General features: G+C 71.8%; 21 protein-coding genes and 1 tRNA gene. 16 read left to right on the top strand and 6 right to left on the bottom strand.

Going from position 1 to position 26,123, the window contains the following annotated elements:
- The 6 genes from F9B16_RS51420 to F9B16_RS33815 form a co-directional block, all read left to right on the top strand.
- A partial coding sequence (locus F9B16_RS51420; RefSeq protein ID WP_192809123.1) for a hypothetical protein occupies positions 1-1,139 on the top strand: 1,139 nt, incomplete at its 5' end.
- Positions 1,140-1,515: 376 nt separating this feature from the next.
- On the top strand, positions 1,516-6,072 hold the full coding sequence (gene gltB, locus F9B16_RS33835; RefSeq protein WP_151544285.1) for a glutamate synthase large subunit: 4,557 nt from the start codon (positions 1,516-1,518) through the stop codon (positions 6,070-6,072).
- Positions 6,073-6,089: 17 nt separating this feature from the next.
- The gene (locus F9B16_RS33830; RefSeq protein ID WP_151544284.1) at positions 6,090-7,553 is read left to right on the top strand and encodes a glutamate synthase subunit beta; all 1,464 of its coding nucleotides are present in this window, start codon (positions 6,090-6,092) and stop codon (positions 7,551-7,553) included.
- A gap of 73 nt (positions 7,554-7,626) precedes the next feature.
- Complete coding sequence (locus tag F9B16_RS33825) at positions 7,627-8,202, top strand: GNAT family N-acetyltransferase (RefSeq protein WP_151544283.1); 576 nt, start codon at positions 7,627-7,629, stop codon at positions 8,200-8,202.
- Between the two features lie 60 nt (positions 8,203-8,262).
- On the top strand, positions 8,263-8,670 hold the full coding sequence (locus tag F9B16_RS33820) for a helix-turn-helix transcriptional regulator (protein ID WP_151544282.1): 408 nt from the start codon (positions 8,263-8,265) through the stop codon (positions 8,668-8,670).
- A gap of 122 nt (positions 8,671-8,792) precedes the next feature.
- Entirely contained in the window at positions 8,793-9,245 is a 453-nt protein-coding gene (locus F9B16_RS33815; RefSeq protein ID WP_151544281.1) for a VOC family protein, read from the top strand.
- 18 nt (positions 9,246-9,263) lie between these two features.
- On the opposite strand, the gene F9B16_RS33810 is transcribed toward F9B16_RS33815, so the two are convergent.
- Positions 9,264-10,691, bottom strand: coding sequence for a pyridoxal phosphate-dependent decarboxylase family protein (locus tag F9B16_RS33810; protein ID WP_151544280.1), 1,428 nt, complete (start codon positions 10,689-10,691; stop codon positions 9,264-9,266).
- Positions 10,692-10,900: 209 nt separating this feature from the next.
- Here F9B16_RS33810 and F9B16_RS53720 point away from each other — a divergent pair, with 209 nt between their 5' ends.
- Positions 10,901-11,761, top strand: coding sequence for a hypothetical protein (locus F9B16_RS53720; protein WP_151544279.1), 861 nt, complete (start codon positions 10,901-10,903; stop codon positions 11,759-11,761).
- Between the two features lie 181 nt (positions 11,762-11,942).
- Here F9B16_RS53720 and F9B16_RS33800 read toward each other — a convergent pair whose 3' ends face one another.
- Entirely contained in the window at positions 11,943-12,653 is a 711-nt protein-coding gene (locus F9B16_RS33800) for a helix-turn-helix domain-containing protein (RefSeq protein WP_151544278.1), read from the bottom strand.
- Between the two features lie 64 nt (positions 12,654-12,717).
- On the opposite strand from F9B16_RS33800, the gene F9B16_RS33795 reads away from it, so the two are divergent.
- A complete protein-coding gene (locus F9B16_RS33795; protein WP_151544277.1) occupies positions 12,718-13,272 on the top strand; it encodes a type 1 glutamine amidotransferase domain-containing protein in 555 nt (184 codons plus the stop codon).
- Between the two features lie 107 nt (positions 13,273-13,379).
- Positions 13,380-14,798: a pyruvate kinase gene (gene pyk, locus F9B16_RS33790; RefSeq protein WP_151544276.1), complete on the top strand. Its 1,419-nt coding sequence runs from the start codon at positions 13,380-13,382 to the stop codon at positions 14,796-14,798.
- 119 nt (positions 14,799-14,917) lie between these two features.
- Here the strand turns inward: pyk and F9B16_RS33785 are convergent, their stop codons facing one another.
- Both F9B16_RS33785 and F9B16_RS33780 read right to left on the bottom strand, forming a co-directional pair.
- Entirely contained in the window at positions 14,918-15,355 is a 438-nt protein-coding gene (locus F9B16_RS33785) for a hypothetical protein (protein WP_225992183.1), read from the bottom strand.
- A gap of 205 nt (positions 15,356-15,560) precedes the next feature.
- Positions 15,561-15,633: transfer RNA gene (locus F9B16_RS33780), tRNA-Leu, on the bottom strand.
- A 90-nt stretch (positions 15,634-15,723) separates the two neighbouring features.
- Here F9B16_RS33780 and F9B16_RS33775 point away from each other — a divergent pair.
- The 6 genes from F9B16_RS33775 to F9B16_RS33750 all read left to right on the top strand — a co-directional run bounded on the left by F9B16_RS33775 (position 15,724) and on the right by F9B16_RS33750 (position 21,648).
- Positions 15,724-16,359, top strand: coding sequence for an ANTAR domain-containing response regulator (locus F9B16_RS33775; protein WP_264159830.1), 636 nt, complete (start codon positions 15,724-15,726; stop codon positions 16,357-16,359).
- A 287-nt stretch (positions 16,360-16,646) separates the two neighbouring features.
- Positions 16,647-17,813 (top strand): branched-chain amino acid ABC transporter substrate-binding protein, encoded by a 1,167-nt coding sequence (locus F9B16_RS33770; protein ID WP_225992182.1) that lies wholly within the window; start codon positions 16,647-16,649, stop codon positions 17,811-17,813.
- A 95-nt stretch (positions 17,814-17,908) separates the two neighbouring features.
- The gene (locus tag F9B16_RS33765) at positions 17,909-18,877 is read left to right on the top strand and encodes a branched-chain amino acid ABC transporter permease (protein ID WP_151544274.1); all 969 of its coding nucleotides are present in this window, start codon (positions 17,909-17,911) and stop codon (positions 18,875-18,877) included.
- Positions 18,874-20,028 carry a branched-chain amino acid ABC transporter permease gene (locus F9B16_RS33760; protein WP_151544273.1) on the top strand — a complete coding sequence of 385 codons (1,155 nt, stop codon included), beginning with the start codon at positions 18,874-18,876 and terminating at the stop codon, positions 20,026-20,028. The genes F9B16_RS33765 and F9B16_RS33760 overlap by 4 nt, the downstream gene beginning before the upstream one ends.
- Positions 20,025-20,834: an ABC transporter ATP-binding protein gene (locus F9B16_RS33755; protein ID WP_151544272.1), complete on the top strand. Its 810-nt coding sequence runs from the start codon at positions 20,025-20,027 to the stop codon at positions 20,832-20,834. The genes F9B16_RS33760 and F9B16_RS33755 overlap by 4 nt, the downstream gene beginning before the upstream one ends.
- Positions 20,824-21,648 (top strand): ABC transporter ATP-binding protein, encoded by an 825-nt coding sequence (locus F9B16_RS33750; RefSeq protein ID WP_151544271.1) that lies wholly within the window; start codon positions 20,824-20,826, stop codon positions 21,646-21,648. The genes F9B16_RS33755 and F9B16_RS33750 overlap by 11 nt, the downstream gene beginning before the upstream one ends.
- Positions 21,649-21,696: 48 nt before the next feature.
- Here F9B16_RS33750 and F9B16_RS33745 read toward each other — a convergent pair whose 3' ends face one another.
- On the bottom strand, positions 21,697-22,269 hold the full coding sequence (locus F9B16_RS33745; RefSeq protein WP_151544270.1) for a DUF4352 domain-containing protein: 573 nt from the start codon (positions 22,267-22,269) through the stop codon (positions 21,697-21,699).
- 293 nt (positions 22,270-22,562) lie between these two features.
- Positions 22,563-22,916, bottom strand: a complete 354-nt coding sequence (locus F9B16_RS33740) for a PaaI family thioesterase (RefSeq protein ID WP_151544286.1) — start codon at positions 22,914-22,916, stop codon at positions 22,563-22,565.
- 138 nt (positions 22,917-23,054) lie between these two features.
- Between F9B16_RS33740 and polA the strand changes: the two genes are divergently transcribed.
- Positions 23,055-25,745, top strand: coding sequence for a DNA polymerase I (gene polA, locus F9B16_RS33735; RefSeq protein WP_151544269.1), 2,691 nt, complete (start codon positions 23,055-23,057; stop codon positions 25,743-25,745).
- Positions 25,746-26,123: the final 378 nt, after the last annotated feature.

The raw sequence follows: 26,123 nt of genomic DNA, 5'->3' as shown, positions 1-26,123 counted from the left end.
CCCGCCGGATCGGCTCGCCGCGCGACGGCGCCGCCCGGCCGGAACGTTCCGGAGGGCGCCGCCGCGGCGCCCAGGGCCACCCCGGCCCTCCCGAGCAGGCCGGCCCTCCCGAGCAGCCCTACACGGACCAGGCCCCCTACGCCGGCCAGGCGTACGCGGAGCAACCGCCGTACGGGCAGCCCCCCTACGACGAGCCGCCCTACGAGGAGCCCGGCTTCGCCGAGAACGCCCCCTACCAGGGCGATCCCGCGTACCAGGACGATCCCTACGCTGCCGAGACACCGGCACAGGACGAGGTGCCGGACGCCCCGTCCAGAGGCCGCGGGCCCAGGAAGGGGCGGCGGCCCGGCGGGCCGGGGAGACCGCGCCGACCGGGCGCGTCCGCGAAGGGCGGTCCCGGCGCGAAGCTCTACTTCGGGGCCGCGGCGGCGCTCGCGGTGCTGGTGGTGATCGGGCTGGTCGCGGCCCTGGCGCTGAGCGGCGGCGGGGACGACGGCGGCGGGACGGCCGGCGACGCCCCGCGCAAGCCGGCCGGGAAGGCGGCGGGCAACGGCAGCTCGCCCGAGTCGTACTCGAGCTCGCCGTCGTCGTCCGCGTACGCGGGCATCGCGTCCCGGAAGGCCGACGCCAAGCCGCTGACGATCGGGGAGGCGTTCCCGTCGTCGGCGTCGAAGGTCTCGGTGGACGGCACGAAGCTCGCCCTGACGCTGCGGGCGAAGAGGCTGGACGGCGACTGCACGGCCGCGGTGTGGGGGCAGTCGGTGGCCGCCGACCTCGCGGACGGCGGCTGCACGCAGGCGGTGCGCGGGATCTACTCCGACACCCGGCACGGGTACGGGCTGGCCGTCGCGGTGTTCAACCTGGCGTCGTCGGCGGACGCCGACCGGTTCGTCGGGCTGCTGGACCACACGCTCGGCGGCGGGTTCGTGGTGCCGCTGCCGGCGGCCGCGCCGCTGGACCGGTTCGGGCAGGGCTTCGGGATGGCGCGGGGCCTGGCGATGGGCCACTACGCGGTGGTGTCCTGGGCGCAGCGCCTGGACGGCAAGGGCGACGCGTCGGACGGGAACCTGCTGTCGCTGCTGATCGAGGGCGGCAAGGCCCCGGCGGTGCTGGGCCGCGCCGCCGCCGCGTCCCACTGAGCGGACGCCCCCGCGTCCCAGCCTGTGACGCCGCGTGTCTCACTGAGCGGACAACGCCCCATCGCCCGCCCCAGCCCGGGAAGGATCCGGATACCCGCGAGTGTTTCAGGCATGTTGCGTTCTTCGCCGGGTAAACATGGTTCGCCGGTGATGATCCTCACCAGGTCAGGGCGTTTTGCGCCATTCCGGAACCGGTAACCTGGTCTAAACCACTCGAAGATGACGCGCAGCCGATCGCCCGGCGGAAGTTTCGCGATCTGGTCCAGTCGGGCATGATCCCGGCAGTGATGTAATGTCATCTCACCGCAGCAGGGCCAACGTCGTCCCGGACTGCACTGACACGAAGCAGTGACACACGACGACGACGGGAGGGTTGATGGCTGCTGCTGCCCTCACACCGGGCCGCCCCGGACCCCAGGGGCTCTACGACCCGGCGAACGAGCACGACGCCTGCGGCGTCGGCATGGTGGCCGACCTGCACGGCCGCAAGAGCCACGACATCGTCCAGAACGCCCTGACCGTCCTGAAGAACCTGGACCACCGCGGGGCCGTGGGCGCGGAGCCGGACGACGGAGACGGCGTCGGCATCCTCGTCCAGATCCCGGACGCGTTCTTCCGCGCGGAGTGCGGTTTCGCGCTGCCCGAGGCCGGCGCCTACGCGGCCGGCATCGCGTTCCTGCCCGCGGACGGCGAGGAGCGCGCCGCCGCGGTCGCGCACATCGAGACGCTGTGCGCCGAGGAGCACCTGACGGTGCTCGGCTGGCGGGAGCTCCCGCACGACCCCGCGTTCACCGGCCCGGCCGCCCGCCGGGTCATGCCCCACTTCGCCCAGCTGTTCGTGGCGCCCGCCGCCGGCGGCCCGCACGCGGGCAAGACCGGCCTGGAGCTGGACCGCGCCGTGTTCTGCATGCGCGAGCGCGCCGAGCAGGACGTCCGGGTCTACTTCCCGAGCCTGTCCAGCCGGACGATCGTCTACAAGGGGATGCTCACCACCCCCCAGCTGGAGCCGTTCTTCCCCGACCTGTCGGACCGCCGCTTCAGCAGCGCGATCGCGCTGGTGCACTCGCGGTTCTCGACGAACACGTTCCCGGCGTGGGAGCTCGCGCACCCGTACCGGTTCATCGCGCACAACGGCGAGATCAACACCGTCCGGGGCAACCGGAACTGGATGCGGGCCCGCGAGGCGCTGCTGAAGTCCGACCTGATCCCCGGCGACATCTCCCGGATCTTCCCGGTGATCGACATCGAGGCGTCCGACACCGCCTCGTTCGACGAGTGCCTGGAGCTGCTGCACCTCGGCGGCCGGTCGCTGCCGCACGCGGTGCTGATGATGATCCCGGAGGCGTGGGAGAACCACGCCGAGATGGACGCCGAGCGCCGCGCGTTCTACGAGTTCCACTCCACCCTGATGGAGGCGTGGGACGGCCCCGCCAGCGTCAGCTTCACCGACGGCACCGTCGTCGGCGCGGTGCTGGACCGCAACGGGCTGCGCCCCGGCCGCTACTGGGTGACCGACGACGGCCTGGTCGTGCTCGCCAGCGAGGCCGGCGTGCTCGACATCCCGGCCGCCAAGGTGGTGCGCAAGGGCCGCCTGCAGCCCGGCAAGATCTTCCTGGTCGACACCGAGGCCGGGCGGATCGTCGAGGACGACGAGGTCAAGGCGGAGCTGGCCGCCGAGCACCCGTACGCGCAGTGGCTGCACGAGGGCCTGGTCCGGTTCGAGGAGCTGCCGCAGCGCGAGCGGGAGATCCCGACGCACGACACCCTCGTCAAGCGGCAGCAGACGTTCGGGTACACGCTCGAAGAGCAGCGGATCATCCTCGGCCCGATGGCCAAGACGGGCGCCGAGCCGATCGGGTCGATGGGCACCGACACCCCGATCGCGGTGCTGTCGGAGCGCCCGCGGCTGCTGTTCGACTACTTCAAGCAGCTGTTCGCGCAGGTCACGAACCCGCCGCTGGACGCGATCCGCGAGGAGCTCGTCACCTCGCTGCAGTCCACGCTCGGCCCGGAGGGCAACCTGCTGGAGCCCGGCCCGGACTCGTGCCGCCGGCTGGTGCTGCCCACCCCGATCCTGGACAACGACGAGCTTTCCAAGATCATCCACATCGACGACGAGGGGTCCCTGCCGCACCTGCAGGCCCACGTCGTGCACGGCCTGTACGAGGTCGCCGGCGGCGGCGAGGCCCTGGAGACCCGCCTCGAGGAGATCAACTCCGAGGTGAGCCGGGCCATCGAGGCCGGCGCGCGGATCATCGTGCTGTCCGACCGCGGCGCCGACTCCGCCCGCGCCGCGATCCCCGCGCTGCTGCTCACCGGCGCCGTCCACCACCACCTGATCCGGGAGAAGACCCGCACCAAGGTCGGCCTGGTGATCGAGACCGGCGAGGCCCGCGAGTGCCACCACATGGCGCTGCTCATCGGGTACGGCGCGTCCGCGATCAACCCGTACCTGGCGATCGAGACCGTCGAGGACATGGTCCGCGGCGGCGCCCTGCCGGGCGTCGAGGCCGACAAGGCGGTGCGGAACCTGGTCAAGGCGTACGGCAAGGGCGTCCTGAAGGTCATGTCGAAGATGGGCGTGTCCACGGTCGCGTCCTACACCGGCGCGCAGATCTTCGAGGCGATCGGGCTCGGCGAGCGCGTCGTGTCGCGCTGCTTCACCGGCACCACCTCCCGGCTCGGCGGCGTCGGCTTCGACGTGCTGGCCCGCGAGGTCGCCGAGCGGCACGGCCGCGCCTACCCGCCGGGCGGGAACGAGGCCGCGCACCGCACGCTGGAGGTCGGCGGCGAGTACCAGTGGCGCCGCGAGGGCGAGCCGCACCTGTTCAACCCGGACACGGTGTTCAAGCTGCAGCACGCCACCCGCACCCGCCGCTACGAGATCTTCAAGGAGTACACCTCCAAGGTCGACTCGCAGTCGCAGAAGCTGATGACCCTGCGCGGGCTGTTCAAGCTCAAGGAGGGCGCGCGGCCGCCGGTGCCGATCGAGGAGGTCGAGCCGGTATCGGAGATCGTCAAGCGGTTCTCCACCGGCGCGATGTCGTACGGCTCCATCTCCGCGGAGGCGCACGAGACCCTCGCGATCGCGATGAACCGGCTCGGCGGCAAGTCCAACACCGGCGAGGGCGGCGAGGACCCGGTCCGGTTCACCCCGGACGACAACGGCGACCTGCGCCGCAGCGCGATCAAGCAGGTCGCGTCCGGCCGGTTCGGCGTGACGTCGGAGTACCTCACCAACGCCGACGACATCCAGATCAAGATGGCGCAGGGCGCCAAGCCCGGCGAGGGCGGGCAGCTGCCCGGCCACAAGGTGTACCCGTGGATCGCCAAGACCCGGCACTCCACGCCCGGCGTCGGCCTCATCTCGCCGCCGCCGCACCACGACATCTACTCGATCGAGGACCTCGCGCAGCTCATCCACGACCTGAAGAACGCCAACCCGCAGGCACGGGTACACGTCAAGCTGGTCGCCGAGGTCGGGGTCGGCACGGTCGCGGCCGGGGTGTCCAAGGCGCACGCCGACGTGGTGCTGATCTCCGGGCACGACGGCGGCACCGGCGCGTCCCCGCTGACGTCGCTGAAGCACGCCGGCGCGCCCTGGGAGCTCGGCCTCGCCGAGACCCAGCAGACGCTGCTGCTGAACGGGCTGCGCGACCGGATCGTCGTGCAGACCGACGGGCAGATGAAGACCGGACGCGACGTCGTCATCGCGGCGCTGCTCGGCGCCGAGGAGTACGGCTTCGCGACCGCGCCGCTGGTGGTGTCGGGCTGCATCATGATGCGGGTCTGCCACCTCGACACCTGCCCGGTCGGCGTCGCCACCCAGAACCCGGTGCTGCGCGAGCGGTTCTCCGGCAAGCCGGAGTTCGTGGTGAACTTCTTCGAGTTCATCGCCGAGGAGGTCCGCGAGTACCTCGCCGCGCTCGGGTTCCGGTCGCTGGACGAGGCGATCGGCCACGTCGACATGATCGACACCCGGGAGGCCGTCGAGCACTGGAAGGCGTCCGGGCTGGACCTCGCGCCGGTGCTGCACGCGCCCGAGACCCCCTACGGGGACGCGCCGCGCTGCGTCGGCAAGCAGGACCACGGCCTGGAGAAGGCGCTCGACAACACCCTCATCCAGCTCGCCGAGGGCGCCGTCGCGTTCGGCGACAAGGTCACCCTCGACCTGCCGATCCGCAACGTCAACCGGACCGTCGGCACCATGCTCGGCCACGAGGTGACGAAGAAGTGGGGCGGCGCCGGGCTGCCCGACGACACCATCGACGTCACCTTCACCGGCTCCGCCGGCAACTCGTTCGGCGCGTTCGTCCCGCGCGGCGTCACGCTGCGGCTGGTCGGCGACGCCAACGACTACGTCGGCAAGGGCCTGTCGGGCGGCCGGCTGACGCTGCGCCCGCCGGCGGACGCCGCGTTCGCCGCCGAGGAGCAGATCATCGGCGGCAACGTGATCCTGTACGGCGCCACCTCGGGCGAGCTGTTCGCCCGCGGCGTCGTCGGGGAGCGGTTCTGCGTCCGCAACTCCGGCGCCACCGCCGTCGTCGAGGGCGTCGGCGACCACGCCTGCGAGTACATGACCGGCGGCCGCGCCGTCATCCTCGGCCGCACCGGACGCAACATCGCGGCCGGAATGTCCGGCGGCATCGCCTACGTTCTGGACCTGGTGGCCGACCGCGTCAACCGCGAGATGGTCGACCTGGAACCCCTCGACGAGGGCGACGAGGCGTTCGTCAAGGACCTGGTCGGACGGCACCTCGCCGAGACCGGCTCGGCGGTCGCCGAGCGGCTGCTGGCGGACTGGGACGCCGCGGCGGCCCGCTTCACCAAGATCATGCCGCGTGACTACCGGCGCGTCCTGGAGGCGATGGCCGAGGCCGAGGCGCAGGGACGCGACGTCGACGAGGCCGTCATGGCCGCGGCACAGGGCTGAGAGAGGGGGATTCCCACATGGCTGACCCGAAGGGTTTCCTGACCGTCCAGCGGGAGCTCCCGAAGCGCCGCCCGGTGGACGTCCGGATCAAGAGCTGGTCGGAGGTCTACGAGAACTTCGGCACCGACCGGCTGGAGAAGCAGGCGAGCCGCTGCATGGACTGCGGCATCCCGTTCTGCCACCAGGGCTGCCCGCTCGGCAACCTCATCCCCGAGTGGAACGACCTCGTCTACCGCAAGGACTGGCACGAGGCGATCGAGCGGCTGCACGCCACCAACAACTTCCCGGAGTTCACCGGGAGGCTGTGCCCCGCCCCGTGCGAGAGCGCCTGCGTCCTCGGCATCAACCAGGACCCCGTCGCGATCAAGCGGGTCGAGGTCGAGATCATCGACCGGGCGTTCGCCGAGGGCTGGGTGCGGCCGCAGCCGCCCGCGGTGAAGACCGGCAGGAAGGTCGCGGTCGTCGGCTCCGGCCCGTCCGGGCTCGCCGCCGCCCAGCAGCTCACCCGCGCCGGCCACGACGTCACCGTGTACGAGCGCGCCGACCGCATCGGCGGGCTGCTGCGCTACGGCATCCCCGAGTTCAAGATGGAGAAGCGGCACCTCGACCGGCGCCTCGCCCAGATGCGCGCCGAGGGCACCTCCTTCAAGACCTCGGTGAACGTCGGCGTCGACATCACCGCGGACGAACTGCGCGACCGCTACGACGCGGTCGTGCTCGCGGGCGGCGCCACCGTCTGGCGCGACCTGCCCATCCCCGGGCGGGAGCTCAAGGGCGTGTACCAGGCGATGGAGTACCTGCCGCCGTCCAACAAGGTGCAGGAGGGCGACTTCGAGAAGTCCCCGATCGACGCCGCGGGCAAGCACGTCGTCGTGATCGGCGGCGGCGACACCGGCGCCGACTGCATCGGCACCGCGATCCGGCAGGGCGCCGCGTCGGTGACCCAGCTGGAGATCATGCCGCGGCCGCCGGAGGAGCGCACCGGCGCCCAGCCGTGGCCGACGTACCCGATGCTGTTCAAGATGGAGAGCGCCCACGAGGAGCTCGCCGGCATGGGCGGCGACCGGCTGTACGCGGTGTCCACCACCGAGTTCGTCGGCGACGCGGACGGCAACGTCCAGGCGCTGCGGATCGTCGAGGTCGGCGGCCCCGACACCGGCTTCAAGCCGGTCGAGGGCACCGAGCGCGAGATCCCCGCGCAGCTCGTCACCCTCGCGATGGGCTTCCTCGGCCCGCAGCGGGAGGGCCTGCTGGAGCAGCTCGGCGTCGAGCTGGACCAGCGCGGCAACGTCGTCCGCGACCGCGACTACAGGACCTCCGTCGACGGGGTCTACGCGGCCGGCGACATGGGCCGCGGCCAGTCCCTGATCGTCTGGGCGATCGCCGAGGGACGCGCCGCCGCGCACGGGGTGGACCGGTTCCTCACCGGCCACACCGCCCTGCCCTACCCGATTCCGCCCACCGCGCGACCGATAGCCTGATCCGCGAACATTCGACCGCCGTGCCTCCGGTGTCCGCCGGGGGCGCGGCGGCGTCGCGCGTACGGGGGTTCCCATGCCGACCCGGCAGATCGAGGTCACCGACTGGCACCTGGAGCAGCTCGGCCCCGCCGACCTGCGGCCCGCCCGGGTGCCCGACGTCCCCGTCGCCATCGTCCGCGCCGAGCTGCCCAGCCCCGAGCTGAGCCGCTACCTCTACACCGCGGTCGGCGGCGACCACTACTGGACGGACCGGCTCGCCTGGACCTACGACCAGTGGCTCAACTGGCTGTCGCGGCCCGGCGTGGAGACCTGGGTCGCGCACGTCCGCGGCACCCCCGCCGGGTACGCCGAACTCGACCCGCAGCCCGACGGCATCGTCGAGATCAGCTGCTTCGGGCTGCTGCCCGCCTTCACCGGCCAGGGCCTCGGCGGCCACCTGCTCAGCGTCGGCGCCGCCCGCGCCTGGGACCTCGCCACCCGCTGGGACGACCGCAAGCCCACCCGCCGCGTCCGGCTGACCACCGGCTCCAACGACCACCCCGCCGCGCTGAAGAACTACCAGGCCCGCGGGTTCCGCGTGTACGACGTCACCGTCGCCACCGGCACCTTCGACCACACCCCGCCCGGCCCCTGGCCCGGCGCCCGCTGACCGGGCGGCCCCCCGGCCGTTCAGGGCGGACCGTCCGACCCCCGCCCTACCATCGGAGGCATGGACACCGCGCTCCTGCGGCGGATGCGCCTCGCCAAGGACGCCATGGACCGCGACTGGGCCGAGCCGCTCGACGTCGCCGCCGTCGCCGCCCGCGCCGGGTACTCCCGCTACCACTTCGTCCGGCTGTTCAACGAGGCCTACGGCGAGACCCCGGGACGCTACCTGGCCCGCCGCCGCATCGAGCGCGCCCAGGAACTGCTGCGCACCGCGAACCTCACCGTCACCGAGATCTGCCTGCTCGTCGGGTTCACCAGCCTCGGCACCTTCTGCACCCGCTTCAAGGAGCAGACCGGCGTCACCCCCACCGAGTTCCGCCGCCGCGCCCGCGCCGGCGGCGGCACCGCGGTCCCCGGCTGCTTCGTCCTGCTGTGGGCCGGCGGCTTCCGCACGGACCGGCCTCGCTGATCGTCCGGGCGGCACGGCCGCAATTTTCGAGAAGCCCCCGTCCGGCGCCCGGCCCTAGCGTTGACCTCGGACGGCGGCCCCGGAGAGCCCGGCGCCGCCACCGCCGAAGGGAACCACCGAACATGATCACCAAACTCGGCATCTCCACCGTCTGGGTCCTCGACCAGGAGTCCGCCAAGGAGTTCTTCACCGCCAAGCTCGGCCTCGAGGTGCGCGACGACACCACCCTCGGCGAGGGCGGCATGCGCTGGCTCACCGTCGGCCCCAAGGGCCAGCCCGACCTCAGGCTCGCGCTCATGGTCCCCGGCCCGCCGACCATGGACCCGGACTCCGCCGAGCAGATGAGGTCCCTGCTCGCCAAGGGCGTCCTCGGCGCCGGCGCCTTCACCACCGACGACTGCGAGGCCGCCTACGAGGAGCTGTCCGCTCGCGGCGTCACCTTCGTCCACAAGCCGGAGCGCCGCCCCTACGGCATCGAGGCCGTCTTCCGCGACGACTCCGGCAACTGGTTCAGCCTCACCCAGCCGTTCGACGAGCTCGACGAGACGGCGCCCTGGAACGACTGCGCCACCTGACCCGCCCGGGACCGCCGGTCAGAGATCCAGCGTCGCCGCCAGCTCCCGCAGCACCTCCACCAGGCGCTCCACGTCCGCCTTCGTGGTGCGCCAGTTCAACGGCGCCGGCCGGAACACCGTCATCCCGCGGTACCGGCTGGTGCCCGCATAGACGCGGCCGTCCCCGAGCAGCGCCTCGCCGAGCCTCGCGTTCAGCTCGTCCAGCCGTTCCTCGGGGACGCCCGCCGGCCGGTACCGGAAGCACACCACGCACAACCGCACCGGCGCCAGCAGCTCCAGATCGGGCGCCGCCTCCACCAATGCCCCCAGATGCGCGGCGACGTCCAGATGCCGCTCCACCATCGCCCGGTACCCGTCCCGCCCGTACGCCCGCAGCGTCGCCCAGATCGGCAGCGCCCGCGCCCGCCGCGACGACTCCGGCCCCAGCATGTTGTAGTTGACCCGGTCGCCGTCCTCCTCCGGCAGGTACGCCGCGCCCCACGCCCCGAACGCCTCGCTCAGCACTCTCGGGTCGCGGACGAACGAGAACCCGCTCTCGTACGGCACGTTCAGCCACTTGTGGCCGTCCGCCGTCACCGAGTCCGCCCGCTCCACCCCCCGCGCCAGGTCCGCCGTCCGCGGCGACAGCGCCGCGAACAGCCCGAACGCCCCGTCCACGTGCAGCCACGCCCCGTGCCGCTCCGCCAGGTCCGCCAGCTCGCCGATCGGGTCGGAGTCGCCGGCGTTCACCTCCCCGAGGTTCGCCACGACCACCGCCCGGCCGCCCGCCTCCGCCAGCGCCGCGTCCATCGCCGCCAGGTCCACCCGGCCCGCGTCGTCGCGCGCGAACACCCGCAGCGTGTCCCGCCCGCAGCCGAGGATCTGCAGCGCCTTGCGGGTGCTGACGTGTACCAGCCCGCTGCTGAGCACCGGCATCGCGGGCAGCCCCGCCAGCCCCTGCGACGCCGCGTCCACTCCGTGCCGGCCCGCCCACCACTGCCGCGCGCACGCCAGCCCCGTCACGTGCGCCAGCGTCGCGCTCGGCGTCAGCACCCCGCCGAACGACGCCGGCAGCCCGAACAGCTCCTTCAGCCAGCGCAGCACCACCGTCTCCGCCCGCGCCGCCAGCGGCGACGTCAGCCACAGCCCCGCCGCCTGGTCCAGCAGCGACGCCGTCCAGTCGCCCGCCATCGCCGCCGGCGTCGACCCGCCCACCACGAAATGGAAGAACCGCGGACCGGACGAGTGCGTCGCCGCCCCCGTCCCCACCCGCACCAGCCGCTCGACCGCCGCCGGCGACCCGTCGCCGCGCTCCGGCAGCGGCCCGTCCAGCTCGTCCAGCAGGACGTCCATCGCCCGGTCGTGCACCGGACGCTCCGCCAGCCCGTCCAGGTACGGCCCCGCCGCCTCCGCGACCAGCCCCAGCGCGCGGGCCGCCATGTCACGTTCGTCCAGAGGATCGCTCATCGCCCCAGCAGACCACACGTTCCGGATCATGGAAATCGCGTCTGACGTCCCGGAACCGGCCCCCTTGTAAGGAAACGACCGGTCCGCTACGGTTCCGCCCGACCCCACGCGGGACGCCAGGGGCCCGGTCGCCCACCGCTGGGGCGGCCGGGCCCGCCGCGTCCGTTTCCTCCAAGACGGCCCCACCGCACCGCCCTACGGTGAGCGCCATGAGAACGCTGCCCGCCACCGCCCTCGCCCGCGCCTGGGAGTTCATGCGGCTCAACGCCCGCGTCATCGACCGCCGCCGCTTCGCCCTGCACTTCCACGGCGCCCCCGCCGCACCCCTCCTCGCCGCCCTCGCCGCCTACGAGAACCCCGACGGCGGCTACGGCCACGCCCTCGAACCCGACCTGCGCGGCGAGGCCAGCCAGCCCGTCCCCGCCCAGCACGCCCTCGACGTCCTCCACCAGGCCGGCGCCGACGACCACCCCGCCGTCGCCCGCATCGCCGCCCACCTCGCCGCCATCGCCACCCCCGACGGGGGAGTGCCGTTCGTCCTGCCCGCCGTCCGCGACGCCCCCCACGCCCCCTGGTGGCAGACCCCCGACGACCCGCCCGCCGCGATCAACCCCACCGCGACCCTCGCCGGGATGCTCCACCGCGCCGGATCCCGGCACCCCTGGCTGGCCACCGCCACCGCCTTCTGCTGGCGCCACCTCGACGACCCGCCCGCCGACCCCGGCCCCTACGACGTCCTCGCCCTGCTCACCTTCCTCGACCACGTCCCCGACCGCGCCCGCGCCGAAGCCGCCTTCACCCGCCTCCGCGACGCCTTCGCCGCCCACGCCCGCAGCGACCACCACGACGTCCTCGACTTCGCCCCCGCACCCGGCGGATTCGGGCACCGCCTCTTCGGCGACGCCGCCGTCGACGCCGCGCTCGACGCCCTCATCGACGCCCAGCACGAGGACGGCGGCTGGGACGTCCGCTTCCTCATCTGGACGCCCGCCACCCGCCCCGAATGGCGCGGACACGTCACCGTCGAACGCCTCCGCACCCTCCGCGCCCACAACCGCCTCAAACCCTGACCACCCCACCCCGCCACACAACGCGCCACCGCCACGCAACGCGCCCCGGCCACGCAACGCGAGCCCGGCGCGCAGCGGCTACTCGGCCGCGCAGCGCGAGCCCGCCGGGCCGGCTCGCCCGGCGCGCAGCGCGACCCTCGGCGCGCGGCGGCTAGCTACCCCGCCCGCAGCGCACGGCGGCTTACAGCAGCGTCCGGACGGGCTCGCCCGCCAGCGCTCGCACTTCGTTCGCGAGATGCGCCTGATCGGCGTAGCCCGCCGCGTACGCCACGTCGGCGAGGGGCATCCCCGAACGCGCCATTCCCAGCGCCCGCTGGAAGCGCAGCACCCGCTGCAACGTCTTCGGCCCGTAGCCGAACATCGCCAGCGAACGCCGCCGCAACTGGCGCTCGCCCAGCCCCACCGCGTCCGCCACCTCCCGCACCGAGGCGCCCGCGACGCCCGTCACGACCGCCGGGACCAGCGGATCCACCGGCTCCGCCACCGCCGCCCGCGCCCGGACGCCCGCCACCAGCACCGCGCGCCGCTCCTCCAGCGAGCCCGCCCCCGCCACCGCGTCCGCCAGTTCGTCCGCCGCACCGCCCCACAGCTCCCGCAGCGGCACCCGCGCGTCCCGCACCGCGTCCGCCGGCGCCCCCAGCACCGGCGGCGCCGCCCCCGGCCCGAACCGCACCGCCGCCATCACCGACCCCGGACGCATCGCCGCCGGCATCGGGCCCGTGTCCGGCCCCGCGACCTGGATCCCGTCCGCCGACCAGATCACGTCCACGCACCCGTCCGGCACCACCCGCTGGACGAACGGCTCCGCGCCCGCCGGCAGCGCGGCCGTCCACGAGCAGACCAGCCCCGCCCCGCGCTCGGGGACCTCGCGATAGCCCGTCGGATTCACCATTCCTGCATACCACTCGCCCGCCCGGGCAGGGGACGTCGGAGAACCGAAAGGGAGGTAACCCCACATGTCCACCGATCTCCAGGGCAAGACCATCGCCTTCCTCTGCGCCCCCGAGGGCACCGAGCAGGTCGAGCTCACCGAACCGTGGAAGGCCGTCGAGCAGGCCGGCGGCACCCCGCGCCTCGTCTCCACCCAGTCCGGCCGCCTCCAGGCCTTCGACCACCTCGACAAGGCCGACACCTTCGCCGTCGACACCACCGTCGACGTCTCCGACCACACCGAGTTCGACGGGCTCCTGCTGCCCGGCGGCGTCGCCAACCCCGACTTCCTGCGCACCCAGCCCAACGCCGTCGCGTTCGCCAAGGCGTTCTTCGACGCCGGCAAGCCCGTCGCCGTCATCTGCCACGGCCCGTGGACGCTCATCGAGGCCGACGTCGTCCGGGGACGCACCCTGACGTCCTGGCCCAGCCTCCAGACCGATCTGCGCAACGCCGGTGCGACCTGGGTCGACGAGGAGGTCAAGATCTGCGAGGAGGGCCCCAACGTGCTCGTCAGCAGCCGCAAGCCCGACGACCTCAAGGCCTTCTGCCAGGCCGCCGTCGAGGCCTTCAAGCGGTGACCCGCCGGCCATGGTCTAGACCTCTGACCTAGACCATTCGGTGAACCTTGGGCGACCGCATCCTGCACGAATATCCGTACCAACGGGTAACTAAGTACGGTTGTGACGTGACCCGTCGAGCGAAGATAGTCAGCACCATCGGTCCCGCCTGCTCCAGCACGGAACAGATCAACGCCCTCGTCGAGGCCGGCATCGACGTCGCCCGGCTCAACATGAGCCACGGCGAGCACGCCGTCCACGAGGAGGTCTACCACCGGATCAGGGCGGCCGCCGACGCCACCGGACGCGGCGTCGGCATCCTCGCGGACCTGCAGGGCCCCAAGATCCGCATCGGGCGGTTCCCCGACGGCCCCGTCCGCCTCACGCTCGGCGACGAGTTCACCATCACCACCGAGGACGTCCCCGGCACCCGCCGCGAGGTCTCCACCACCTACCAGGGCCTCCCCGGCGACGTCGGCCCCGGCGACACCGTCCTCATCGACGACGGCCGCGTCGCCCTCGAGGTCACCGCCGTCGACGGCCCCCGCGTCCGCACCGTCGTCAAGGTCGGCGGCATGGTCTCCGACAACAAGGGCCTCAACCTGCCCGGCGTCCCGGTCTCCGTGCCCGCCCTCACCGAGAAGGACGAGACCGACCTGCGCTGGGCCCTGCGCCTCGGCGTCGACCTCGTCGCCCTCTCCTTCGTCCGCACCCCCGCCGACGCCGACATCTGCTACCAGATCATGGAGGAGGAGGGCGTCCGCGTCCCCCTCATCGGCAAGATCGAGAAGCCGCAGGCCGTCGAACTCCTCCCCGAGATCGTCGCCGCGTTCGACGGCATCATGGTCGCCCGCGGCGACCTCGGCGTCGAACTCCCCCTCGAGCAGGTCCCGATGGTCCAGAAGCGCGCCATCGAACTCTGCCGCGAGAAGGCCCGCCCGGTCATCGTCGCCACCCAGATGCTCGAATCCATGATCTCCGCGCCGCGCCCCACCCGCGCCGAGACCTCCGACGTCGCCAACGCCGTCTTCGAGGGCGCCGACGCCGTCATGCTCTCCGGCGAGACCAGCGTCGGCCAGTATCCGATCGAGTCCGTCCGCACCATGAGCCGCATCGTGGAGACCGCCGAGCAGGCCACCCTGCACGCCACCCACACCCTGCAGCGCATGCCCGAGACCGTCGGCGGCGCCATCGCCCGCGCCGCCGCAGAGGTCGGCGCGATCGTCGGCGCCGAGGCCCTCGCCGCCTTCACCATGTCCGGCGAGACCGCCCGCCGGCTGTCCCGCTACCGCTCGCCGATCCCGCTGCTGGCCTTCACCTCGGTGCCCGCCGTCCGCGGCCGCCTGGCGCACGTCTGGGGCGTCGAGACCTTCATCGTCCCGCAGGTCGACCACACCGACGCGATGTTCCGCCAGGTCGAGCAGGCCCTCCTCGAGCTCGGCCGCTGCCAGAAGGGCGACAAGGTCGTCGTCGTCGCGGGCTCGCCCCCCGGCACCCCCGGCTCCACCAACGCCCTCCAGGTCCTCAACATCGGCGAGAGCCACTGACCCGCGCGCCCGACCGGCCGCCGCCCCGCCAGGGCCGGCGCCCGGCCGGCCGCGCGCGGACCGCGTCTTGATCACCGCCGGGTCTCAATTCCACGACGCTCCGGCCACCACGCCAACCCTCAGTACTCGGCCCCCACGAACTCATCGAGCCGAGCCACCGCCTCCCGCTTCGCCACGGAGATGTTCTTCGCGTTCATCTGCGTCCACGCGATCCCGAGCCGGTCGAACGCATCGGTGAACAACCGCTGGATGTCCATCGAGACGTTCGTGAAGTTGTAGCGCGGATACTCGTGCCACCGGTCCCCGTCCTTGAGGCGTCTGCGCACGCGGTTCATGCTCCGGCAGCCGTCCGAGTGGATCAGCCCCCGGACGAACTCCTCGGTGTGCTCATTCACGAGCTCCCGCTGCCACCCGGCCAGTTCGATCTTCCGCGTGTGCTTGCGCCCCGGCCCATGCTGCGGGAACAGGCACGGCCAGTGCTTCGACTGGCTGTTCACATCGACCGCTCCGGGAGTCGGGCGCCGGGCGACCTTGGATAGTGGCATGACGGTCGCCATCGCCTGCTCTGCGGCGTCGATGAGGCCGGGCCAGGCAGCACAGCAGGTCAAGGTGAGGTGCGGTGGCGGCTGATCAAGCTTGCGGGGGCGTCCCGCCTACGCGATAGGCAGCAGAACCTGGAGGCATCCACCGTTCGGGGCGCGCGAGTCGGAATCCAGTGGCGGAAGGGCTCGGAGCGGGCGAGATGTCGCCTATGAGAGGAAGTGCCCCGAGTGGGATTCGAACCCACACTTTATGGCTTTTGAGACCATCGCCTCTACCGTTGGGCTATCGGGGCTTTTGTCCGCTTCGTGCGCGGCTCTCCCCCTGTGCAGGTCGGGGAGGGGTGACGGGGACCAGGGTAGCGGGTTTCGGTAGGGTCGGGGGCGTGGAGAGCGCTCGGCGAGTTGTGATCGCGGAAGACGAGGCCCTGATCCGGCTGGACCTGAAGGAGATGCTGCAGGAGGACGGCTACGAGGTCGTGGGCGAGGCCGGGGACGGGGAGACCGCCGTCCGGCTGGCCGGCGAGCTCAAGCCCGACCTGGTGATCCTGGACGTGAAGATGCCCGTCCTGGACGGCATCTCCGCGGCGGAGCGGATCTCGGCGGACCGGATCGCGCCGGTCGTGATCCTGACGGCGTTCTCCCAGCGCGAGCTCGTCCAGCGGGCGACGGAGGCCGGTGCGATGGCCTATCTCGTCAAGCCGTTCGCCAAGACCGACCTGACGCCCGCCATCGAGATGGCGGTGAGCCGGTACACCGAGCTGCGGGCGCTGGAGGCGGAGGTCGCGGGGCTGCAGGAGCGGCTGGAGACCCGCAAGGTGGTGGACCGGGCGAAGGGGCTGCTGCAGGAGGCGCACGGCTGGTCGGAGCCCGAGGCGTTCCGGTGGATCCAGAAGACCTCGATGGACCGCAGGCTCACCATGAGGGCCGTCGCGGAGGCCGTGGTGGCGGGCGCCACCGGCACCGCGGGCGGCGGCGCCGGTGGCGGTGCGAACGGCGAGGGCGAGCCGTCCGCGGGCTGACTTCCTGCCCTGTCACCCCGCGCGTTGTCAAGATCCAAACCGCCGGTCGCGGACCGGCCATGCTCGGCACGCTCCGTAATCGTCCCTGGCAAAACGGGGGAACCGATGGGCACAGGGGCGTAACGAAGCAATAACCCTTCGATCCGGGGGTGCTGTTCTGGGTCGGGTCGACGGTGTACGACATAGCTGGTCCCCGAGTGACCGATATCTCCTCCCGGGAGCGGTCGGCGTCGGGGCATGACTCGTACCCGATCCGGTGCGGATCCGGATGTGAAAGGTTGGGCACCTTGCGGCGCAACAGGATGAGGGTGACCGGCGCGATCGCGCTGGGAGCGGCGATGGCGCTGGGCGCCGCCGCGTGCGGCTCGGGAGACAGCGGCGGGGGCAAGGATCTGACGATCGCCTACATCGGTGTCCAGACCGGCGACAACTCCCCTGAGCTCGGGATCAACATCTCCAACGGGGTGAAGCTGGCGATCGACCAGTACAACGCCACGAACCCCAAGAAGAAGGTCAAGTTCAAGATCTACGACACCAAGGGCGACCCGGCCGTCGCGCCCGGCCAGGTGCAGAAGGCGATCGACGACGACGTCACCGCGGTCGTCGGCCCGGTGTTCTCCGGCGAGTCCAAGGCCACGGTCCCGAGCCTGGAGGAGGCGGAGATCCCGAACATCTCCCCCTCGGCCACCTCCACCGCGCTCGGCAAGAACGGCTGGAAGTTCTGGCACCGGCTGATCTCCAACGACGACGCGCAGGGCCAGGTGGACGGCGACTTCATCGTGAAGACGCTGGGCGCCAAGAAGGTCTTCGTCATCGACGACAACCAGGAGTACAGCGTCGGCCTGGCCGACAAGGTGTTCTCCGCGGTGCAGGCGGCGGGCGTGACCCCGCAGCGCGACAAGATCGACCCGAAGGCGACCGACTACTCCAGCACCGTCAACAAGGTGAAGGCGGCCAAGCCGGACGCGATCTTCTTCGGCGGGTACTACAACGGCGGCGACAAGCTGCTCAAGCAGCTGCGCGACGGCGGCGTGACCGCCAAGTTCGTCTCCGACGACGGCGCGCTCGACCAGAAGCTGGTCGACGGCGCCGGCACCAAGCAGGCGGAGGGCGCGCTGGTCTCGTGCGCCTGCCAGTCGATCAACCCGACGGCCGACAACCCGGCGGTCGCGAAGTTCATCAACGACTACAAGACCGCGTTCCACAAGGACCAGGGCACGTACTCGGCCGAGGGCTACGACGCCACGAACGCGATCCTGGACGCCTTCAAGGCGGGCAAGACCACGACCAAGGACGTCAACGACTACCTGAAGACGGTGAACTTCCAGGGCGTGTCGAAGCCGGTCAAGTTCGAGCCGAACGGCGAGATCCAGGTCAAGACCATCTACATGTTCCAGGTGGTCGACGGGAAGCTGAAGTTCCTCGGCGACGCCTCCAAGGTCAAGCCCGAGTGAGCTAGGCCCGCCACGACGCAGGACGGACGCCGGTCCTCCGGCGCGGGGCGGGAGCGCCACAGCGCTCCCGCCCCCTCTTTCTTGAGGAACCCTCTGTGCTCCACGACTTCACATCCCAGTTCTGGGCGAACACGGTCGACGGGCTGACCGTCGGTTCGATCTACGCGCTGGTCGCGCTCGGCTACACGATGGTCTACGGCGTGCTCCGGCTCATCAACTTCGCCCACTCCGAAATCTTCATGATCGGCACGTTCGGCGGGCTGACCCTGATCCAGGTGGTCGGCTTCGACAACGGCCCCTACACCGGCATCGCCCTGGTGGGCGTGCTGCTGGCGTGCCTGGTGGCGTCGATGGTCGCCTCGGGCGGGGCGGCGCTGCTGCTGGAGCTGGTCGCCTACCGGCCGCTGCGCCGCAAGGGGGCGTCGCGGCTGGCGGCGCTGATCTCGGCGATCGGCGCGTCGCTGTTCCTGCAGGAGCTGTTCGCGACGACGGTGATCCCGCACTTCTTCGGGCACGGCGGCGGCCGCGACCCGATCCACGTGCCGGACCTGATGAAGAAGGAGACGCTGTTCTCGATCGGGTCCGGGGACGTCCGCAACGACAAGCTGCTGATCTTCGTGGCGGCGATCGTGATGATGATCGTCCTGGACCGGTTCGTGAACGCCTCCAAGCTCGGCCGCGGCATCCGGGCCACGGCGCAGGACCCCGAGACGGCGGTGCTGCTCGGGGTGAACATCGACCGGGTCGTCGTCGTGACGTTCGTGGTCGGCGGCCTGATGGCGGGCGCGGCGGGCTTCTTCTTCGCGCTGCTGTACCAGCAGACGATGTTCAACATCGGGTTCATCCTCGGCATCAAGGCGTTCACGGCCGCGGTGCTCGGCGGCATCGGGAACCTGCGCGGCGCGCTCGTCGGCGGGTTCACGCTGGGGCTGATCGAGAACTACGGCGGCTCCATCTTCGGCTCCGAGTGGAAGGACGTCATCGCGTTCACGCTTCTCGTGGTCATCCTCCTGTTCCGTCCCACCGGCATCCTCGGTGAGTCCCTCCAGCAGGCGCGCGCATGAGCGACAACACGAACAAGACAGCGAACACGGCGGGGTGGCGCGGCGCGCTCTCCGGTCCTCTGGAGGCCGTCCGCACGCACTGGGACCGGGCGCCGGGCTGGGAGCGGTGGGCGGTCTACGTCCTGCTGATCATCGGTGCACTGTTCCTGCCCTACGAGGGGCTGGCGCCGGTGATGTCGCCGGAGTCGGCGTGGTCCACGATCCTGTTCTATCCGATCGGGATCTACGTGCTGCTCGCGCTGGGCCTGAACGTGGTGATCGGGTACGCCGGCATGCTCGACCTCGGGTACGTGGCGTTCTGGGCGATCGGCGCGTACACGATGGCGACGATGGCGGTGAAGCACGGGATCGGGTTCTGGCCGCTGCTGCCCTGCGGGATCGTGCTGGCGGCGGTGTCCGGGGTGATCCTGGGCGCTCCGACGCTGCGGTTGCGCGGCGACTACCTGGCGATCGTGACCCTGGGCTTCGGGGAGATCGTCCGGAAGGTCGCGGAGAACACGAACTGGCTGGGCGGCACGCGCGGGATCAACAACATCCCGCACCCGCCGAGCCACGAGGGCGTGTGGTTCGCCGGGGTCGACCTGTTCACCTACAAGATCAGGGACGCGCGGCCGTACTACTACCTGCTGGTCGCGGTGATCGTGCTGGTGGTGATCTTCTCGAAGCGGCTGGAGGCCAGCCGGATCGGGCGGTCCTGGACGGCGATCCGCGAGGACGAGGACGCGGCCGAGATCATGGGCGTCCCGACGTTCAAGTTCAAGCTGCTGTCGTTCGCGACGGGCGCGGCGATCGGCGGGGCGGCGGGCGTGGTGTTCGCGGCGAAGACGAGCTACGTCGCGCCGGCGAACTTCCCGTTCCTGCTGTCGGCGACGATCCTGGCCGCGGTGGTGCTGGGCGGCGCGGGCAACATCCCGGGCGTGATCGTGGGGGCGTTCCTGGTGGCGTGGCTGCCGGAGCGGTTCCGCGGGCTGGCCGACTACCGCGACCTCGCGTTCGGCGCGATCCTGGTGGCGATGATGATCTTCCGTCCGGAGGGGCTGATCCCGTCGAGGCAGCGCAAGGCCGAGATGGCCGAGGGCGGCGGAGGGATGGGCCATATGGGCGCCGAGATCGACACGTCCGGCTCGGAGGCCGAGGTGGGGAGCAGATGAGCGAGGTGACCGGTGCCGCGGGCGGCAAGGCCGGCGGCGCCCTGCTCGAGCTGTCGCAGGTGACGATGCGCTTCGGCGGCGTCGTCGCGCTGAACGCGGTCGACCTGACGGTCCGCGAGGGCGAGATCTTCGCGCTGATCGGGCCGAACGGCGCGGGCAAGACGACGGTGTTCAACACGGTGACCGGGGTGTACCGGCCGACGTCGGGGGAGATCAGGTTCGCGGGCGGCCGGCTGAACGGCCTGAAGCGGTACCAGGTCACCAAGCGCGGCGTCGCGCGGACGTTCCAGAACATCCGGCTGTTCCCGAACATGACGGCGGAGCAGAACGTGCAGGTGGGCGCGGACGCGCACCACAACGCGGGGCTGGTCAGCGTGACGTTCGGGCTGCCGCGGCACCGGCGGGCCGAGCGCGAGGGCAAGGCGCTGGCGCGGGAGCTGCTGGACTTCGTCGGGGTGTCGCACCGCACGCACGACATGGCGAAGAACCTGCCGTACGGCGACCAGCGGCGGCTGGAGATCGCGCGGGCGCTGGCGACGGACCCGAAGCTGCTGCTGCTGGACGAGCCGGCCGCGGGGATGAACCCGGCGGAGAAGAACTCGCTGATGGAGCTGATCCGCAAGATCCGCGACAACGGCCGGACGGTGCTGCTCATCGAGCACGACATGGGCCTGGTGATGGGGATCAGCGACCGCGTCGCGGTGCTGGACTTCGGACAGAAGATCGCCGACGGGCTGCCCGCCGACGTGCAGAACGACCCGAAGGTGATCGAGGCGTACCTGGGGGCTCCGGCCGATGCTTCTTGAACTGAAGGACGTGCACGTCCACTACGGCAAGATCGAGGCGCTGAAGGGCGTGTCGCTGCAGGTGGACGAGGGCGAGATCGTCTCGCTGATCGGCGGTAACGGCGCCGGGAAGACCACCACGCTGAAGACGATCTCGGGGCTGCGGTCCTGCTCGTCGGGGTCGGTGTTCTTCGAGGGCGCCGACATCGGGTCGATGCCGGGGCACAGGCGGGTGCTCGCGGGGATCGGGCAGGCGCCGGAGGGCCGGGGGATCTTCCCGGGCATGTCGGTGCACGAGAACCTGCTGATGGGCGCGTACGCGCGCAAGGACGACCACTCCAAGGAGCTGGCGGAGGCGTACGAGCTGTTCCCGCGGCTGGCGGAGCGGCGCTCGCAGGCGGCGGGCACGATGTCGGGCGGCGAGCAGCAGATGCTGGCGATCGGCCGGGCGCTGCTGTCGAAGCCGAAGGTGCTGCTGCTGGACGAGCCGTCGATGGGCCTGGCGCCGATGCTGGTGCAGCAGATCTTCTCGATCATCGAGGAGATCAACCGGCGCGGGACGACGATCCTGCTGGTGGAGCAGAACGCGCAGCAGGCGCTGCGGCTGGCGCACCGGGCGTACGTGCTGGAGACGGGCCGGATCGTGCGGTCGGCGCCGGCGTCGGAGCTGCTGGACGACCCGCAGGTGCGGGCCGCCTACTTGGGCGGCGACGTGGGCGGCGGCGACACCGGCGACACCGCCGGCGCGGAGGGCGAGGCCGGGAAGGTCGCGCTCGGCAAGACCGCGCCGGAGACCGGAAAGGCGGACGGCGAGGACGCGCCCGACGCCGAGTAGCAGGCCCGAGAGGGACGTCTCACCGCGACCCCGGGGCGGGGCCGCCGTTCACCGCAACGGCAGCTCCGCCCCGGGGTCGTGCTGTAGCGGGACGCCGAGGTCGTCGGTGGGGTCGGCATAGAGCCGCAGGGCCCTGATCTGAGCGTCCTTGGGGATGTCGTACATCAGGTCGAACTCGATGCGGTCGTGGGAGCCGAGCTCGATGTCGGTGGGCTGCCGCTTGACCCGCATCGCGTTGACGTCGGGCGGGTAGGCGCCGCGCGAGGTGACGAGCAGCTGCCGGTCGAGGTCGATCTTGTGGAACGTCGCGTAGCGGTTCTCGGCGAGCATCCGGACGCGGGCGAAGCCGCCCAGGCGGGACGGCAGGTCGGCGTGGCTGCCGGTGATGGTGGTGAGCCCGGAGCTGAGGCCGATCGCGGCGAACGCGACCCGCCCGTCGGTCACCTCGCGGTAGGGGAGAGGACGTTCGCCATCGCGGACGGCACGGGCGGGGACGCGGTAGTGGCTCTCATCTTCGCCGCCGCACGCCGATGCAAGCGGGATCAGCGGGGCGAGGGCGAGGAGGGCGGCGGCCGAGCGCCGTCGCGCCGTGCGGAGGCGTCCTGCCGGAAGGGGCCGCATGATCGGCACCGTAGGACGGCGTCTCCGGCGTCCGCCAGATCGCGGGGCGTCCTGGGACCGTCCCGTGATCTGCGTCCGGGCCCCGGGACGTGCCGGGCCTGGGATCACCTTTGGGGCCGTACGGCCCTCGCGGGCGCGTGCGTTGTCTACTCGGTGATCCCAGGCCGTTCCGATCCACGCTACAGACCCCGGCCGGTCCATCGCAAAGAAAGCCGCGGATCGGGCGCGCGGCGGGACGGCGTCTCACGAGGCCGGACGCCCCCCGCGCGCCCCCGGCCGACCGTGCCCGAGGGTCAGGTCGCGGGCGCGTCGCGGAGCATGCAGGTGAGCCGGGCCGTGCACACCCGGCGGTCCTGCTCGTCGGTGATGACGATGTCGTAGGTGGCGAGCGTCCGGCCGCCGTGGGCGCGGGTGGCGACGCCGGTGACGTACCCGTCGGTCGCGGACCGGTGGTGGGTGGCGTTGATCTCGATGCCGACGGCGATGCGGCCCGGCCCGGCGTGCATCGCCGACCCGGCGGACCCGAGCGTCTCGGCCAGCACGCAGGACGCGCCGCCGTGCAGCAGCCCGTACGGCTGGGTGTTGCCCTTGACCGGCATGCGGCCGACGACGCGTTCGGCGGACACCTCCAGGTACTCCACGCCCATCGCCTTGGCCAGGTCGCCGCGGGACTCGATCCCCTCCCCGGAAAGGATCTTCGCGGCCAGGTCGTCCCGGCTCAGGCCGTCGGTGTCGCTCACTTACGCCTCCACAAAACTGTCGTACGCGCAGACTAGAGTCCTGGTGTGGCGAACGAACCAGCGACCCCTGACAAGCGTGACCGGCTCCTCCTGCTCGACGGGCATTCCCTGGCCTACCGCGCGTTCTTCGCGCTGCCGGTGGAGAACTTCTCCACCACCGACGGGCAGCCGACGAACGCGGTGTACGGCTTCACCTCGATGCTCATCAACGTCCTGCGCGACGAGCAGCCCACCCACATCGCGGTGGCGTTCGACCGCAGCGAGCCGACCTTCCGGCACGAGCAGTACGTGGAGTACAAGGCGGGGCGGCAGAAGACGCCCGACGAGTTCCGCAGCCAGGTCAGCCTGATCTTCGAGGTGCTGGACGCGCTGCGCATCCCGCGGATGTCGGTCGCGGGGTTCGAGGCCGACGACATCATCGCCACGCTGTCGGTGCAGGCCACCGAGGCCGGCCTCGACACCCTGATCGTCACCGGCGACCGGGACGCGTTCCAGCTCGTCAACGAGCACGTCACGATCCTGTACCCGGTCAAGGGCGTCTCCGAGCTCGCCCGGATGGACCCGGCCGCCGTCGAGGCCAAGTACGGGGTGCCGCCCGAGCGGTACCGGGAGCTCGCCGCGCTGGTCGGGGAGAGCAGCGACAACCTGCCGGGCGTGCCCGGCGTCGGCCCGAAGACCGCCGCCAAGTGGCTGGTCAAGTACGGCGACCTCGACACCCTCGTCGCGAAGGTCGACGAGATCAAGGGCAAGGCCGGCGACAACCTGCGCGAGCACCTGGCCGGGGTGCTGCGCAACCAGCAGATCAACAAGCTCGACACCAGCGTCGGGCTGGAGCTGACGCCGCCGCAGCTGACCATGGGCCAGTGGGACCGCGACGAGATCCACACCCTGTTCGACTCGCTGCAGTTCCGGGTGCTGCGCGAGCGGCTGTACTCCTCGCTGTCGGCGGCGGAGCCGGAGGCCGACGAGGGCTTCGAGGTGCAGGTGGACGCGCTGGAGCCGGGCGCGCTCGGCGCCTGGCTGGACGCCAACGGCGGCACCCGGCTCGGCGTCGCCGTCACCGGCTCCTGGGGCCGCGGCACCGGCGAGATCACCGCGCTCGCGCTGGCGTCCAAGGACGGGCCCGCCGTCCACCTCGACCCGGCGGAGCTGATCGAGGACGACGAGCGCGCGCTCGCCGCGTTCCTCGCCGACCCGTCCCGCCCGAAGGCGGTCCACGAGGCGAAGGGCCCGATGCTGGCGCTCGCCGCGCGCGGCATGCGGCTCGACGGCGTCACCAGCGACACCGCGCTGGCCGCCTACCTGGCGCTGCCGGGGCAGCGCACGTTCGACCTCGCCGACCTCGTCCTGCGCTACCTGCACCGGGAGCTGCGCAGCGAGACCGAGGACTCCGGGCAGCTCACCCTGGACGGCTCCGGTGAGGAGGAGGCCGCCGAGGCCCTCGCCGTCCGCGCGCGCGCCGTCACCGAGCTGGCCGACGTCCTCGACAAGGACCTGGAGAAGCGCGGCGCGACGCGGCTGCTGCACGAGGTGGAGCTGCCCCTCGTCGGGGTGCTGGCCGACATGGAGCGCGCGGGCATCGCCGTCGACGCCGACCACCTCGCGGGCCTGTCGGCGTCGCTCGGCGGGCAGGTGAAGGAGCAGGAGCAGCAGGCCCACGCCGCCGTGGGGCACGAGTTCAACCTCGGCTCGCCGAAGCAGGTGCAGCAGGTGCTGTTCGACGAGCTGAACCTGCCGAAGACCAAGCGCACCAAGACCGGCTACACCACCGACTCCGAGGCCCTCACCACCCTGCTGGAGAAGGACGGCCACCCGGTGCTGGAGCACATCCTGCGCTGGCGCGAGGTCGCCAAGCTCAAGAGCATCGTCGACTCGCTCATCCCGATGGCCGACGACGCGGGCCGCATCCACACCACGTTCAACCAGATGATCGCGGCGACGGGGCGGCTGTCGTCCACCGACCCGAACCTGCAGAACATCCCGATCCGCACCGCCGAGGGCCGGCAGATCCGCGAGGCGTTCGTCGTCGGCGGCGGCTACGAGTCGCTCCTCACCGCCGACTACTCGCAGATCGAGCTGCGGATCATGGCGCACCTGTCGGAGGACGAGGCGCTGCTGGAGGCGTTCGGCACCGGCGCCGACTTCCACACCATCACCGCGTCCCGCGTGTTCGGGCTGCCGCCCGAGCAGATCGACTCCGAGCTCCGCGCCCGCATCAAGGCGATGAACTACGGCCTGGCGTACGGGCTGTCGGCGTACGGCCTCTCCCAGCAGCTGCGGATCTCCCCGGACGAGGCGCGCGGCCTGATGGAGGAGTACTTCCAGCAGTTCGGCGGCGTCCGCGACTACCTGCGCGACATCGTCGCCAAGGCCCGCCAGGACGGCTACACCGAGACGATCCTCGGCCGCCGCCGCTACCTGCCCGACCTGAACTCCGACAACCGGCAGCGCCGCGAGATGGCCGAGCGGATGGCGCTGAACGCCCCCATCCAGGGCTCCGCCGCCGACATCATCAAGGTCGCCAGCCTGAACGTCGACCGCGCCCTGCGCGAGGCCGGCCTGACGTCCCGGATGCTGCTGCAGGTCCACGACGAGCTGGTGTTCGAGGTCGCCGCCGGCGAGCTCGACGAGCTCACCTCGCTCGTCCGCGACCAGATGGCCGGCGCCTACGCCCTCCGCGCGCCCCTCAGCGTCTCCATGGGCACGGGCCGCACCTGGCAGGAAGCAGCGCACTAGCCCGCCTCGCGCCGTTCGGGTGCCCCGCGTCCTTTTGGGCGCGGGGCATTTTTTCATGGGCGCCGTCGGGGGCGCGCGGGCGGGGTGTCCGGGTTTACCGGGGGGTTTCGTACTTGGTGCGATCCGGGGCGGCGGTGGAGGGGTCTGTGGAGATCATTCGGGTACGCCGGTGGGTGTCCGTTGATGTCCGGGGGGTCGTACGCTGTCCCCCTGGTCCTGTTCGGGTCTACCGGCGGGGGAAACGTGCCTCTCCTTCACAAGATCGCTGGAGTTGTGGTCGTCTGCGCCGTGATCCTGGGGCTGACGCTGCCAGGGGAGCGGCGCGGGCGCGAGAAGGACGCCACGGCGGCGCGGGCCGGCGCCAGTGCGCGGGCCGCG

The sequence above is a fragment of the Actinomadura montaniterrae genome, assembly GCF_008923365.1.
Lineage (GTDB): Bacteria > Actinomycetota > Actinomycetes > Streptosporangiales > Streptosporangiaceae > Spirillospora > Spirillospora montaniterrae.
Note: the sequence above shows the minus strand (reverse complement) of the source record. Positions and strands in the feature narration are given on the sequence as shown.

Excerpts from the sequence above, each read along its gene's own strand:
- F9B16_RS53720 (WP_151544279.1), top strand. The coding sequence starts at position 10,901 with ATGAGAACGCTGCCCGCCACCGCCCTCGCCCGCGCCTGGGAGTTCATG.
- F9B16_RS33815 (WP_151544281.1), top strand. The coding sequence starts at position 8,793 with ATGATCACCAAACTCGGCATCTCCACCGTCTGGGTCCTCGACCAGGAG.
- F9B16_RS33795 (WP_151544277.1), top strand. The coding sequence starts at position 12,718 with ATGTCCACCGATCTCCAGGGCAAGACCATCGCCTTCCTCTGCGCCCCC.
- F9B16_RS33785 (WP_225992183.1), bottom strand. The coding sequence starts at position 15,355 with ATGGCGACCGTCATGCCACTATCCAAGGTCGCCCGGCGCCCGACTCCC.
- F9B16_RS33760 (WP_151544273.1), top strand. The coding sequence starts at position 18,874 with ATGAGCGACAACACGAACAAGACAGCGAACACGGCGGGGTGGCGCGGC.
- gltB (WP_151544285.1), top strand. The coding sequence starts at position 1,516 with ATGGCTGCTGCTGCCCTCACACCGGGCCGCCCCGGACCCCAGGGGCTC.
- F9B16_RS33810 (WP_151544280.1), bottom strand. The coding sequence starts at position 10,691 with ATGAGCGATCCTCTGGACGAACGTGACATGGCGGCCCGCGCGCTGGGG.
- F9B16_RS33830 (WP_151544284.1), top strand. The coding sequence starts at position 6,090 with ATGGCTGACCCGAAGGGTTTCCTGACCGTCCAGCGGGAGCTCCCGAAG.
- F9B16_RS33740 (WP_151544286.1), bottom strand. The coding sequence starts at position 22,916 with ATGGGCGTGGAGTACCTGGAGGTGTCCGCCGAACGCGTCGTCGGCCGC.
- F9B16_RS33825 (WP_151544283.1), top strand. The coding sequence starts at position 7,627 with ATGCCGACCCGGCAGATCGAGGTCACCGACTGGCACCTGGAGCAGCTC.
- F9B16_RS33750 (WP_151544271.1), top strand. The coding sequence starts at position 20,824 with ATGCTTCTTGAACTGAAGGACGTGCACGTCCACTACGGCAAGATCGAG.
- F9B16_RS33745 (WP_151544270.1), bottom strand. The coding sequence starts at position 22,269 with ATGCGGCCCCTTCCGGCAGGACGCCTCCGCACGGCGCGACGGCGCTCG.
- F9B16_RS33755 (WP_151544272.1), top strand. The coding sequence starts at position 20,025 with ATGAGCGAGGTGACCGGTGCCGCGGGCGGCAAGGCCGGCGGCGCCCTG.
- F9B16_RS33800 (WP_151544278.1), bottom strand. The coding sequence starts at position 12,653 with ATGGTGAATCCGACGGGCTATCGCGAGGTCCCCGAGCGCGGGGCGGGG.
- F9B16_RS33820 (WP_151544282.1), top strand. The coding sequence starts at position 8,263 with ATGGACACCGCGCTCCTGCGGCGGATGCGCCTCGCCAAGGACGCCATG.